Source organism: Streptomyces sp. NPDC057486, assembly GCF_042802415.1.
GTDB classification, from domain to species: Bacteria; Actinomycetota; Actinomycetes; order Streptomycetales; family Streptomycetaceae; genus Streptomyces; species Streptomyces yanii.
In genome coordinates this window covers 19,935-33,719 of the sequence record NZ_JBHVEE010000057.1, presented here as the reverse complement: position 1 = coordinate 33,719, position 13,785 = coordinate 19,935, and the positions used below count along the sequence as shown (strand labels likewise).

General features: G+C 72.3%; 6 protein-coding genes. 1 reads left to right on the top strand and 5 read right to left on the bottom strand.

Going from position 1 to position 13,785, the window contains the following annotated elements:
• Positions 1 to 25: 25 nt before the first annotated feature.
• Positions 26 to 1,531 carry an amino acid adenylation domain-containing protein gene (locus ACFU6I_RS25235; protein WP_384370775.1) on the bottom strand — a complete coding sequence of 502 codons (1,506 nt, stop codon included), beginning with the start codon at positions 1,529 to 1,531 and terminating at the stop codon, positions 26 to 28.
• Entirely contained in the window at positions 1,528 to 1,788 is a 261-nt protein-coding gene (locus tag ACFU6I_RS25230) for an acyl carrier protein (RefSeq protein WP_266978184.1), read from the bottom strand. The genes ACFU6I_RS25235 and ACFU6I_RS25230 overlap by 4 nt, the downstream gene beginning before the upstream one ends.
• Positions 1,789 to 1,931: 143 nt before the next feature.
• On the opposite strand from ACFU6I_RS25230, the gene ACFU6I_RS25225 reads away from it, so the two are divergent.
• Positions 1,932 to 3,887 carry an alpha/beta fold hydrolase gene (locus tag ACFU6I_RS25225; RefSeq protein WP_384370773.1) on the top strand — a complete coding sequence of 652 codons (1,956 nt, stop codon included), beginning with the start codon at positions 1,932 to 1,934 and terminating at the stop codon, positions 3,885 to 3,887.
• On the opposite strand, the gene ACFU6I_RS25220 is transcribed toward ACFU6I_RS25225, so the two are convergent.
• The 3 genes from ACFU6I_RS25220 to ACFU6I_RS25210 are packed head-to-tail and all read right to left on the bottom strand — an operon-like array spanning position 3,814 to position 13,780.
• Positions 3,814 to 6,177: a PfaD family polyunsaturated fatty acid/polyketide biosynthesis protein gene (locus ACFU6I_RS25220; RefSeq protein WP_384370771.1), complete on the bottom strand. Its 2,364-nt coding sequence runs from the start codon at positions 6,175 to 6,177 to the stop codon at positions 3,814 to 3,816. The two genes, ACFU6I_RS25225 and ACFU6I_RS25220, sit on opposite strands and share 74 nt — an antisense overlap.
• Positions 6,174 to 12,992, bottom strand: a complete 6,819-nt coding sequence (gene fabD, locus ACFU6I_RS25215) for an ACP S-malonyltransferase (protein WP_384370769.1) — start codon at positions 12,990 to 12,992, stop codon at positions 6,174 to 6,176. The genes ACFU6I_RS25220 and fabD overlap by 4 nt, the downstream gene beginning before the upstream one ends.
• The gene (locus ACFU6I_RS25210; protein WP_384370767.1) at positions 12,989 to 13,780 is read right to left on the bottom strand and encodes an enoyl-CoA hydratase-related protein; all 792 of its coding nucleotides are present in this window, start codon (positions 13,778 to 13,780) and stop codon (positions 12,989 to 12,991) included. The genes fabD and ACFU6I_RS25210 overlap by 4 nt, the downstream gene beginning before the upstream one ends.
• Positions 13,781 to 13,785: the final 5 nt, after the last annotated feature.

Below are 13,785 nucleotides of genomic sequence, written 5' to 3'. Positions count from 1 at the left end.
GTCCGCCAGTCCTTCCCTAGGTGGTTCACTCACCGGCCGGGCGGTCCAGCCGCTGTGCCGCTGCGGCCCGCAGGCTTCCGCGGTCGATCTTTCCGTGCCTGTTCAGGGGGGCCTTCGGCAACGGCCAGAGGTGGCCGGGCACCATGTAGCCGGGCAGATCGCCGGCCAGTCGTTTCGCCAGCGCCGGGAGGTCGACGGGCGTGTCACCGAAGACGAACACCGCTATTTCCGCGGCAGGTTCACCGAGAAGGAGCGCCGCGGCGTCCTGTCCGGTGATCCTTCGTACGGCGCTCTCGATCTCGCCGAGCTCGACCCGGTAGCCACGGATCTTGACCTGCTGGTCGGTGCGGCCCAGATGGACGAGCCCGACGTCGCGCTCGTACCTGACCCGGTCGCCGGTGCGGTACCAGCGGCGCCCGTCGTGCTCCAGGAACCGGCCCGTGTCGGCGGCCGGGTCGAGATAGCCCGCGAACATCTGGTCGCCGGTCACGCACAGCTCCCCGACGTCCTGACGGATCTCGCCGTCCTCGCCGAGCAGCAGCACGTCCAGGCCCTCGTGCGGCACGCCGATCGGCACCGTGCCGGTGTCGGTGGGGTCACGTTCCGGATCCCAGGTGTGGGCGGTGCAGGCGATGGTCAGCTCCGTCGGCCCGTAGATGTTGTGGATCGTCGAGGCGGGAGCCGCGCGGTGCCAGGCGCGTGCGGTTGCGGCGGGCAGCGCCTCGCCGCAGAAGATGCTGTGCCGCAGCCCGTCGAGGCCACCCGCGGGCAGACCGTTCCTGGACTGGACGGCGCCGACCAGGCTGGGGGTGGTGTGCCAGACGGTCAGCCCGTTCCGACGGGCCGCGCGGACCGGGTCGAGGGCGTGCAGCCGGGTCATCGAACAGACGCAGGCGCCGACCGACCACGCCATGAAGAGGTCGAACACGGCGAGGTCGAAGGTGAGTTCGTAAATCTGGCTGAACCGGTCCCGTTCGTCGAAGTCGTAGCGCCGCGCGGCGGCCCGCAGAAAGGCGCCGACATTGGCGTGCGAGACGGGTACGCCCTTCGGTGTACCGGTGGATCCCGAGGTGAACAGGACGTACGCCAGCCCGTCGTCGTCCTCCGCGCGGCTCTCCGCGCCCGCCTCTCCCCCGTCGTCACCGGCCCGCTCGCGTGCGTCGCGTACGACCTCCTGCAGGCATGCGGCCTGCTCGGCGCCCGACGCGTCGGCGATCAGGGCGTCGACGCCCGCGGACCGCGCGACGGCGACATTGCGGGCGAGCGGCACCTCGGGGCCCAGCGGGACGTAGGCGGCGCCCACGTAGAGCGCGCCCAACAGACCGGCGTACGCCTCGATGCTCTTGGCCGCGAGTATCCCGACCCGGCGCGGGGGCCGTCCGGCGTCCGCGATGAGCCGGTCGGCGTACCGCCCGGCCAGCACGTGCAGTTCGGTGTAGGTCCACTCGCGGCCGTGGATGGCCAGGGCGGGCCCGTGCGGGTTGCGCGCCAGGCCGTCGAGAAACCAGGTGTGCAGACCGCCGGGGCTCATCCGGCAGCCTCCGTCGGTTCGCCGCGGGCGGCCGAGAGCACCGTCCAGATCGTTCTCGGCGTGCGGAAGTTCATCGGGTTCACCGCCTCGTCGGGGATGACCACGGCGTACGCCTCCTCCAGTGCGGCGATCAGCCCGACCGTCGCGAGGGAGTCGAGTCCGAATCGCGTCAGCAGCGCGTCCGCCTCCAGGTCCACCTGATCGGGCAGTCCGCGCAGCGAGGCCCTGAGCACCTTCTCGAATGTCACGTCCCACACGTCGCTCTCCCGTGGTCGCCCTGCGAGTGGGGCGATGCTAAGCGGACCGCCGGTACGTACGGTGCTCAAATGTGTGCGGTGCGCTGCGGAGACCGCCGCGCACGATGGGCGTCCCACCCGCCCGGACGACAAGTGAGACGCCTATGCGCGGACCTGTTCTCATCGCCGGCCGCCCGCGGTCGCTGGCCACTGCTCTCGCCGCCCGCTATCTCTCGGCGACCACGGCGAAGGTGATTCTGCTCAGCGCCGAATGCCATCTGGTCGACCGGGTGCTGGCCCGGCTTCCGCCGCACGAACGGAGGGACGCAAGGCCCCGGTTGATCCATGTGCCGCTGGTGAAGGACCCGGACGGAATGCTCGTGCCGGAGCCGCACGACGGCGGCACGGATGTGTCCGCGGACGAGGTCTGGTGTCTGGCGACCGGCTGCGACCCCGACCGTGAGCGAGGGGACGCGCAGGACGCCGCGCTCACCCGCACGCTGCTGTCGCTCCTGCCGGACCTCGATGCCCGCAGCTTCGGCCATGTCGGTCCGGCCCGGCCGGTACCGGCCGGGAACCATCCGCGGCCGCTGCCCGAGGGGCCTTGGCCGGGACAACCGAGGGAGGACGAAGTGGCCGCCCGGTGTGCCGAGTTGGGGATAGTCGCCCACATCGTGCGTACCGATCCGACGGCCGACCGGCCGGGCGCCCCGCCCGACGACCGCGACGGCGGTCTGCTGCACCTGCTGACGACCCTGGAAGCGGTGCGCGAAGAACTCGACGAGCGCGCACCCGGATATCTGCGCGACCGGCCGCTGCACCTGCACGCGCACCCCGGGGCGGCGTTCGGCGCGCTGCCCGTGGACCGTGTCGCCGACGCCCTGGTTTCCCTCCCGGAACGGACCGGGCCGGACTGCCGGTACGTCAATCTGGTGGCCGCCGAACCCGTGCCGGTGCCCGAGCTGTGCCGGCGGCTGAGCACGGGGTACGGCATCACCGTCACCGCGGTCGACGACCCCGCCCAGCTGAATCCGGTGGACCGGCAGCTCGCCGACCGGCTCGGCGCGACCATGGACCAGCTCGGCGGGCCCGCCGTCGAACGGCGCCGGGATCACCCGCTCGCGTCGGCAGTGGACGGCGCGCCCCTGGACGGAACCGCGCTCACCGGTCTCATCGGCTCCGTGCGGGCGGGCCGGCGGATGCGCGGGGACACCGTGCGGGCCCGCGGCAAGGAGCTGCGCGAACGGGCCCCCACCGTGATCACCGCACGGGACGGCGCACCGCTGAGCTATCTGACCGCGGGAACCGTCGGCCCACCGCTGCTGCTGCTCAACGCCCTGGGCTACCGCACCCGTTGGTGGCACCGCCTGATCGGCCACCTCGCGCCCCGACGGGTGATCACCTGGGATCCGCGGGGCGTCCACGACACCGGTCCGGTGCCGTCCGCCGTGTCGGGCCAGGCCGACGACGCCGAAGCGATCATGGATCACGAGGGGATCGAGTCGTGTCATGTCGCCGCCTGGTGCACGGGTCCACGGGTCGCCCTGGAGCTGTACCGGCGCAGGCCGGGCGCGATCGGGGCGATGGTCTTCCTCAATGGTTCGTTCAAACAGCTGGGCCGCAATGACGGCCTGGACACGCCCTACGAACGCGATCTCGAATTCCTGTGCACGACGCTGGCCGCCCAGCCCTATCTGGTGGAGAGGCTGATGAGTCTGTTCGGGGCGGCACCGGCGGACGAGGACGGAATCGATCCGGACACCGTGCTGCGCCAGGTGGACCCAGCTCTGCGCGGGGAGGTGCGCGCGCCGTTCGCGACGGGTTCCACCCTGCTGCGGTACGCCTCTCAGCTCCTCGATCTGTGGTCGCACGATCCACTGGCCGGCGCCGCCGAACTGCGGGTGCCGGTGCTGTCGTTGGGGGGCGAGTACGACGACATCGCCTCCCCGGAGCGGTTGAGGGACGCCGTACGGACCTTCCCCGACGCCCGGCATGTGCGGCTGCCGGGCGCCACCCACTATCTGCTGCACGAGCGGGCCCAGGAGGTCAGCGAGCTGATCGGGGACTTCCTGCTGGATGCCACGACGCGCGTTCCAGCACGCCGGCGGCCCCGGTCATGAGCTCTTCGGCGACGCCGTCCACGTGGCGGCGTCGCCAGTCCTCCAGCGCGCTCCCCACCACGAACCGGTTGAACGCGCCCATGGCGGGCCCGCAGTGGACCTGGAAGTTCGCCCGCTCCGACGGGTCACCGGCCATCGCCGCCCGGGTGGAGTACCCGAAGTACCAGCGGAACACGGCACTCATGCGCCGTTTGGCATCGCGCTCGACGGCGGCGGCCAGGTCGGTGCGGCCGGTCGTCACGTAACGCTGCCTGACGAGGTTCCACACCTCTTCCAGCGGGCGCCGGAAGCAGGTCTCCTCCAGGGAGCGGCGCGTGCCCGCGTCCAGCGCTTCGAGGCCGTCGAGCTGACGGTAGAGCTGATAGAGCTTGTTGCCGCGGGCCGCGAACAGCGTGCCCTTGCGCACCACCTGTACCCGGGAGCCGTACTCGAACATGTCGCCGGCCGGTGCGTACGCGGTGTCCTGCACATCGAGGCCGGCGAGCATGTCCTTCACCGTGTCGGACGTTCCGGCCTCCACCGTGCACTGATTGACCGAACCGGTGACCACGAAGTCGGCGCCGAGCACGAACGCGGCGGCGAGCGCCTCGGGGGTGCCGAGGCCGCCGGACGCGCCGATGCGGATGCGCCGGGGATAGCGGTGCTGCCGCATGGCATCGTCCCGGAGCCGGGTCATGGCAGGCATCAGGGTCATGGCGGCGGCCCCGTCGGTATGACCGGCCGAGTCCGCCTCGGCACAGATGTCACCGGCGACCGGAAGCAGCGCGGCGACCTCGGCCTCCTCGCGGGTCAGTCGGCCGTCCGCGACCAGTCGGGCGACCAGAGCGGCGGGTGCGGGGCGGGCGAACGCTTCGGCGACCTCGGGGCGTGACACCTTCGCAACGACGTGCCGTACCGCCACCGGCGTGCCGTCGGGGTCCCGGTGTGCGCCGCTGAACCGGAAGTGCACGAGGGGCTCGGTGACGCGCAGATAAGCGGCTGCCTCGACGCTGCGGATGTCGTGCCGGAGACAGAGATCCACCGTCGCGGCCTCGTGTGCGGGGTCCTCCGGGTCGTGCAGCAGATTCACTCCGAACCGGGCGTCGGGCCCGGCGTCGGCGCGGATCGTCCCGATCGCGTCGGCGAGTTCGGGCAGAGTGACACCTCCGGCACCGTAAAAGCCGAGCAGCCCGGCTCTGGCCATCCTCGCGACCAGGGCGGTGGAGGCGATGGCACGGAACATCGATCCGGACGCGTAGGCCCAGCGGACCCCGTGGTCCTCCCGGAACTCTGCCGAACCCAGGTCCTGCGGGGCGAGATCGAGGGCGCGTGCCGGGCCGGCCGCAGGGGAAGCGGCGGGAGCGGCTGAGGCGGAAGCGACCGATGGGGTCGGTGGGGGCGGTACGGGTACGCGTGGCGGGGCCGGCTCCGGTGGGCTCTGCGGCTTCACCTGGATCGGTTCGGCGCGCGCGGACTCCCAGAATCCGGTCAGCACCCTCCCGGGCCCGATCTCGGTGATCTCCCGGACGCCCTCGGCGGCCAGATGGAGCATCGACTCGCGCCACCGCACCGGTCGGCGTATCTGTCTGCTGAGCTGTGCGGCGACCGTGCCGGGCCGATGCGGACGCGCGGTGACGTTGGACAGCACCGGAATCCGTGGATCGTCCAATGGGACTCCGGTGAGGTACTCGCGGAACTCCTCCTCCGCGGCCGCCATGTCGCGGGAGTGGAACGACGCGCTCACATTCAGCGGGACCGCGCGGCCACCGGCTTCGGCGACCCGGTCCACCAGCCCGGCGACGGCCGCGCGCGGGCAGGACAGCACGGTCTGGTCCAGCGAGTTGTAGTTGGACACCTCCACGGCGTCGCCCGGGTCGGCCCGGGTCAGCGCGTCGATCTGCTCCGGTGCCAGACCCACCACCGCCACCATGGAGCCGCCCGAGGCCCGCGCCATCAGCTCGCCCCGGCGGCGCACCAGCCGTACACCGGTCTCGAAGTCGAAGCAGCCCGCGGCGAACAGGGCGTTGAGCTCGCCAAGGCTGTGCCCGGCCAGGAAGTCCGGCGCGGGCTCCCGCTCCAGCCGGACCAGCCCGGCGACAGCGTTCAGGACGAACATGACCGGCTGGAGATGGCGGGTGTCGCGCAGCCGCCCGGCGGAGTCGGCCGCGCAGGCCTCCCGCACCGAGAATCCCAGCAGCCGGTCGGCCAGTTCCCAGTGGCCGGGCAGCAGGTCGGCGTAGGGGGCGCCCATGCCCTTGCGCTGGGAACCCTGACCGGTGAACAGCCAGGCGCGCCGGCCGTTGCCGCTCATATGAAGTCCAGTTGGAGCAGCGACGGTACGAGCGGTGCGTCGGTGTCCGGCGCCGTCGGCGTCAGCGATCCGGAGACAGGCGTGGGGCCCGTCTCCTCGGCCACCGGATGCCGGTCCAGCCACAGGCGCTTCGGGCGCAGCGGCGGGGGTGGGAGTGGCGCCCGTACGGTGGCGGGCGAGGTGCCGTGCCGGTCCGGGTCCAGAGCGGCGACGATCAGATGTACGTTGGTGCCGCCGAGCCCGAAGGAGCTCACTCCCGCGACCGGTGGACGTCCGGCCGGCCAGTCCCGTGCCGATGTGTTCGGATAGAACGGCGAACGGGCGAAATCGAAGCGCGGGTTGGGGTTCTCGCAGAACAGCGTGGCCGGCAGGACCCCGTGTTCGACGGAGAGCACCGCCTTCAGCAGCCCGGCCAGACCCGCGGCGGCCAGCAGATGCCCCAGGTTGGACTTGACGCTGCCGATCGCGCAGAACCCGGTGGCGTCGGTGCTCTCCCTGAACACATCGGTGAGGGCGCGCAGTTCCAGCGGGTCACCGATGAGGGTGCCGGTGCCGTGCGCCTCGATCAGGCCGATCTCCCCGGCCGTCCTCCCTGCCCTGGCCAGCGCGCGCCGGACCACGGCTGCCTGAGCTGCGGGGTTGGGCGTGGTCCTGCCCATGGTCTGACCGTCGTTGTTGACCGCGGTGGACTCGATGACCGCATGGATGCGGTCGCCGTCGGCCAGGGCGGCGCTCAGCGGTTTGAGTACCACGACCCCACAGCCCTCGCCGGGGACGAAGCCGTCCGCGCTCTCGTCGAAGGCGTGACATCTGCCGGTCGGGGAGACCGCGCGGGCCGCGCTGAACTCAAGGTACGGGCGCTCGTCGAGCAGCAGCTCGACCCCTCCGACCACCGCGGTCGTGCAGTCGCCGGCCAGCAGTGACTGCATCGCCAGGCGCACAGCGACCAGTGAGGACGAACAGGCGCTGTCCACCACGAGGTTGGGGCCGTGCCAGTCGAAATGGTGGGCGACATGGGCGGCGATGAAGTGCTGGTCGGACTGGAGGATCTGCTGGTGCAGACCGGCACGTGTCGCATAGTCGGAGGTACGGCCGCCGACGAACACCCCTATGTCGTCGCCCCGCAGTTCGTGCGGTTCGTACCCGGCGTCGCTCAGACCGGTGGCGACCGCCTCCAGGAAGAGCCGGATGGCGGGATCGAGCGCGGCGCCCTCGGCGTCGCTCATGCCGAAGTAGCCGGCGTCGAAATTCTCCACTCCGTCGAGGAATCCGCCCCACCGGCTCAGACTCGTGCCCGGTTGCGGCGTCGCCCGGTAATGGCGGTCCGGGTCCCAGCGGGACCGGGGCACTTCGGTGATGGAGTCGCGTCCTGCGGTGAGGTTCTCCCAGAACGCCCCCACGTCCGGTGCCCCGGGGAAGCGGCATGCCATGCCGATGACGGCGACCCGTTCATCGGGTCCGGGAGACCCGGCGCCGCCGGAACCGACCGGTGAGTCCTGCGGTACGGGGCGCTGTACCGCGGTCGGGATCCGTTCCGGTGACGGCAGGGGCGCCGACACCGGTGCCGGTGGGGTGACCTGCTCCGGCGCCGGTTCCTGCTCCGTGGCTGTTGGTCCGGTGATGCCGAGTTCCGCGAGCCGGCGGGAGAGGCGTTCCAGGGTGGGGTGGTCGAGCAGCATGGCCGGTTCCAGCTGACGGCCGGCCCGCTCCTCGATGCCTTCGAGGAGCTCCCCCAGCATCACCGATTCCACGCCCAGGTCGCCGAACTCCGTCGTCGGGTCGAGGTCGTCGAGGGGGACACCGAGGGTGGCCGAGAACAGTCCGGACAGCCAGCGCGGCACCCCAGCGGCAGGCGCGGGCCCCGGCACGGGCATGGAAGCGGGCGCCGGTCCGGCGGCCGGTTCCAGTTCGGTGTCGACGCGCAACAGGGCGTCCCTGTCGACGGTGTCGTGCAGCGGCGGGCAGGGGACGGCGACCGTTCCGCCGGGAAGCGCGAGGACCTGATCGAGCACATGCAGAGCCGATTCGTCGTCGAGCGCGGCGAGTCCGACGGATGCGCACACGTTCGGTCCGCCGCGTCCGGAACCGCTGTCCTGCCACATGGTCCAGCCGACCGAACGCAGGGGCGTCGGTCCCAGCCTCCGGCGGTAGCCGGCGTAATAGTCCATGAAGCCGTTGGCGGCCGCGTAGTCGAGCATCCCGGAGGCGAGTCTGGGCACAAAGGCGCAGATCGAGGAGAAGGTGACGAAGAAGTCCAGCGGCTCGTCGCGGCACAGCTCCTCGAGCATCTGCAGGCCGTCGGTCTTCGGTTCGAGCACGGCCGAGATCTCGTCCCGGGTCCTGTGGACGAACGCGGGCCTGCCCCCGCCGACCGTTCCGGCACAGTGCACGACGCCGCCCAGGGGTCCGCCTGCGGCGCGCGCCCGGTCGAGGAACGCGCGCAGCGCGGCCCGGTCCGTGAGCGCTCCGGTGTGCAGCGACACCCGCGCCCCGGCACGTTCGAGTTCGCGCACGGTGGCGTCCGCCTCCGCGTGCCGCCGGGTGCCGAGCAGCGCGATGTGGGTGGCCCCGCGGTCCACGAGGTGCCGGGCGACGCGCGCCCCGATCCCCCGGGTGCCGCCGGTGACGAGATAGGTCCTGGTGGGGTCGGGCCGCAGCGGGGTGCCCGGGACGGTGACCGGACGCAGTTTCGGCTCATATCGCACGGACTTGCGGTAGCTGACTTCGCCGATGCCCTTGGGCCTGCGCCATTCGTCGGCCACATACCGGGCGATGTCGTCGGGGGCCGCGTCGCCGACGTCCACCGTGGTGGCGATGACCGAGCGGTATTCCGCCCCGAGCACGCGTACGAAGGCAGCTGTACGGGCTCCGGCGAGGCTCGGGGCGCCGCCGGGAAGGTCGACCAGTCCCCGCGTCAGATGCACGATCCGCAGCGGCCGGCCCGCCCGTCCGGCGAGGAGCTGTTGCAGCAGGGCGAGGCGGGTGTGCCAGTCCCCGTCGGCTTCGGCTTCGGCTTCGGCTTCGGCTTCGGCTTCGGCTTCGGCTTCGGCTTCGAGATCGCACAGGTCGATCCAGCCGGTCACCCGCTCCGCTGCCGGGAGGGTACCGGTCCCGTCCGGGTGCACGATCCGGATGTCGCCGCCCAGCGTCGCGGCGAGCGCCTCGGCCGTCCGTCCCGACCGCCGGTCGGTGAGGCAGACGACGATTCCGCCGGACGCGGGGTCCGGCGGCACCGCGGCCGTCGCGGGGCCGCCGGTGACGGCGGGTTCCCAGACCTTGGTGCAGAGGGGGACCGTCCGAACGGGCTCCTGCGGGGCCGTGTCCTTCGCGGTGATCGACGCACTGCCGGTCGCCGCGACGTACCCGGGAACACCCGGCGGTTCGGCGACCCAGCAGCGGGTCCGGGCGAACGGGTAGGTCGGCAGGGTGACGGTGCGCGGGGCGGCGCCCGCCGCCCGGTCGGCCACGTACAGGGCTGCCCAGTCCACCGTGCCGCCCTGTGCCCAGTGCTGTGCCAGGCGGTGCGGATCGGGCGCGGTGTCGCCCGGCTCCGGCAGAACGGGGCCGGTCGTTCGGGCCCCGGCCGGGGCCCGGCCACGAAGGGTGTCGCCCGGCTCACCGGCGAGGAACCGGCGGAGCTGTGCGGCCAGATCGGCCGTGTCGAGGGCGACCACGGCAAGTCGTTCGCGAAGATGCTCGCGGCCGGTCTGGGTGGTGTGCGCCACGTCCATCAGCTCCGGGCCCTCGGCGGCCACGAAGTCGGCGAGGCGTCCGGCGACTTCGCGCAGCCGGTCCTCGTCGTAGCCGGAGAGCACCACCAGACGCGGGCCCGGGCGGTGCGGACGCCGGACGGGCGCGGGGGCCTCCTCCAGGACCGCGTGGGCGATGGTGCCGCCCGCGCCGAACGAACTGAGCCCGGCACGCCGCGGCCCGCCGTCCGCCGGCGCCGGCCAGTCGGCCCGTTCCCGCTGTACGGCGAAGGGGACCTCGTCCCAGGCGACGTTCGGGTTGAGCCGCTCGGCGTGCAACGACGGCACCAGCGTGCGGTGTTCGAGCTGCAGAACCACCTTGGTCAGCCCGGCAATGCCCGCCGCCGCCTCCACATGCCCGATGTTGGACTTGACCGCCCCGATGCGGACACTGCCGGGTTCCGGCCCGGCCTCGGCGAAGCCGCGTACCAGCCCGTCGATTTCCACCGGATCGCCCAGCGCGGTGCCCGCGCCGTGCGCCTCGACGTAGCCGATGGTCGTCGGGTCCACGCGGGCGTCGTCGAGCGCCCGTCGTACGAGATCACCCTGCGCGACCGGGCTCGGCACGATGTAGCCGTTGGTACGGCCCGCGTGCACCACCGCGGAGCCGCGGATGACCGCGCGTACCCGGTCACCGTCGGCGAGTGCGGCTCGCAGGGGTTTGAGGACGACGACGCCGACGCCCTCGGAGGGGACGAAGCCGTCGCCCCCCTCGCCGAAGCTGCGGGAGCGCAGGCCGGAGGCGGTGAGTTTCATCCGGCGCTGCTGGATGAACTTGTTCGGGTGGAGCGACAGATTGACGCCTCCGGCCACGGCCATCTCGCAGTCGCCCTGGCGCAGATCGCGGATCGCGAGGTTGATCGCGGTGAGCGAGGAGGAGCACATCGTGTCGACGGTCATGCTGGGCCCGTGCAGGTCGTAGAAGTACGAGACCCGGTTGGCGATGCCTCCGATCGCCGAACCCGTGTCGGTCGGATCCCCCGCGGCGGAGCGCTCGACCCCGAAGAACGGGTACTCGTTGTACATCGAGCCCGCGTAGACGGCGACGCGTGAGCCGTGCCGGGTGCGCAGCCGCTCCCGGCTGTAGCCGGCATCCTCGAACGCCTCCCAGGTGGTCTGCAGGAACTGGCGTTCCTGGGGGTCCATCAGGGCCGCGTCCCGGGGCGTGATGCCGAACAGCAGTGGGTCGAAGGTGTCGACGCCGTCCAGGAAGCCGCCCCACATGATGTCGACCGGCCAGCCGGGGCGGCGACGCGGCTCGGGGATCGGCCCCACGCAGTCGCGTCCGGCCGCCAGATTGGCCCAGAACTCCCCGAGACCCGCCGCCTGCGGGTAGCGGCCTGCCAGACCGACGATGGCGATGGCACGCTCGTCCACGTCCTCGGGGCCGACGACGTGGGCGGTGTCGTCCACGGCGTCCTGCGGGCCGACTCCGGACAGCGGGCGTGCGGTGTCGCGCGGCGTGCCGGTGTGCTCGGTGAGCGCCGCCGCGACGCCCGCCAGGTCGGTATGGGTGAAGAACAGTGTGCGGGAGGTGTATCCGAGGTCCGCCTCGATGCGGGCGTTGAGCCGGTTGACGATCAGTGAGCTGAGCCCGTAGCTCTCCAGCGGGACCCGGGGGTGCAGTTCCGTTCCCGGGATCCCGGAGACCTCGGCGTAGAGCTTGATGAGGTACGCCTCCATGGGGTCGTCGGCGACGGGCGGCGGCGCCGGTGTGTCCGGCAGGCGGGTCGCGAACGGATAGGCGGGCAGCCGTACCCGGGTGCCCGGCCGGTCCCAGTACGGGGCCCAGTCGACTTCCGCCCCGGCGAGCCACGCGGTCTGCGCCTCGTCGAACGTGCGGGGTGCCGGTACGGCCTCGGTGCGGGCGACGGTCCGCGGCCCGACGACCGCGTGCCGCAGGCCCGCCCCCGGGTGCCCGTCGATGAACGAGGTGAGGGCGTCGACGAGTCCGTCGGGTGTGGGCGCGTCGATCAGCGCCCGGTGTGCCATCGCCGTCCGGCCGGTCTGGGTGGTGTACGCGACATCGGCGGTCCGCAGACCGCGGTGCTCGCGCACATGGTCGCGCAGTCTGCGGGCGACCTCGCGCAGCTGCTCGGCGCCCGCGGCCGAGATCAGTACCAGCCGGTCGGCGCCCGGCACGGTGACGGCGGGTGGCGGGGCCGCCTCCGCGGCGGCGGGCGAAGCGCCGTCCGTGGCCGGCCCGGTCCCTGCGTCCGTCCGCGCGGCCTTCGCCGCGGCCCAGAACTTGCCCAGCACCTGCCCGGGCCCGATCTCGCGTATCTCGGCGACTCCTTCGTCCAGCAGAAGGTTCATGCTGTCCAGCCAGCGCACCGGACGGTACAGATGACGCCGCAGCATGTCGGCGATCCCCTCGGCCGGGTAGGGCGCGGCCGTCAGGTTGGCGATGACGGGGAGCGCGGGAGACGCGAACCGTACCGCGTGCAGGTCCGTCGCGAACTCGTCGGCCGCCGCCTCCATGTACCGGGAGTGGGCGGGCACGTCGACATTGAGCAGGACGCACTTCGTCGCCCCCGCCTCCCGCAGCACGGGGCGCAGTTCCCGCACCCGCGCGGCGGGCCCGGACAACACCAGCTGCTCGGGCCCGTTGAGGTTGACGAGGTCGACGTCGTCGAAGCCGCGGGCCGCCAGTGTGCGGCCGACCCGCTCCGAGTCCAGTCCCAGCACGGCGAGCATGCCGCCGCCGGTGACACCGTCCATCACCTCGCCCCGGCGGCGCACCAGCCGGAGCCCGGTCTCGAAGTCGAAGCACCCGGCGGCGAACAGTGCCGCGTACTCGCCGAGGCTGTGCCCGGCGACGAAATCGGGCAGCGGGTCGCCGTCGTCACGGGCGGCCAGGAAACTCAGTGCGTTCACGACGAACATCGCGGGCTGCGCGTAGCGCACATGGTGCAGCAGTTCGTCGTCCTCCAGGCACAGCGCCCGTACCCGGTGTCCGATGACCGCGTCGGCGATCGCGCACAGTTCCGGATAGCGGTCGAGGACGTCCTTTCCCATGCCCTTGCGCTGCGAACCCTGGCCCGGGAACACCCATGCGGTAGTCAATCCGAACTCCTCGTGGTCGGGGCGGTGCTGCTCTGCCACGGAAAGGTGCCGTCGGCGGCGAAGGCGTCGAAGTTCCGGCGTACCCGGTCCGACGAGGTCAGCCGCATCAGTTCGGCCACGGCGATGTCCTCCGTCTCCCGGGGCATCGGCTGCAGCCGGGTCAGATAGGTCTTCAGGTCGCCCACCACATCGGGCGCGACCTTGCCCGCCCGGAACGCCACCCGCCGGAGCAGGGTCTCGGGATCGTCGTCCACGGCGTCCACGAGCCCGCGGCGTTCCGCGTCGGCCGCGGACAGCGGCAGGGTGGTCAGTGACATGGTGTACGCGGTCTGCCGGCCGGCCCGTCGGATCAGGAAAGGCAGTACGCAACAGGGCAGCAGTCCCCACAGTCCTTCCGGCAGGCCGAACGACGAGCGGGGGGCCGCGAACATCAGGTCGCAGGCCGCCGCGAGGCCGACGCCGCCGCCCGTGGTCTGTCCGTCCACCAGGGCGACCACGATCCGCGGGACGGTGGCCAGTCTGGTCATCAGGGCGAAGAATCGGCGGGCCGTGTGCTCGTCGTCCGCGGGAGTGTCCCGGGCCGCCCCCGCGATGTCCATGCCGGTGCAGAAGATGCCGTCCCGGCCCTGCAGGACCACGATCCGGCAATCGGGGCTGCGCTCGGCCCGGTCGAGCGCGGCGTCCAGCGCGTCGACCAGAGCCGCGTCCATGGCGTTGCGGCGGTCCGGACGGTCCAGGGTGATCCGCAGCAGTGCGCCGTCCTCGCGAACGGTGATTCTCGGGTCCATGGCCG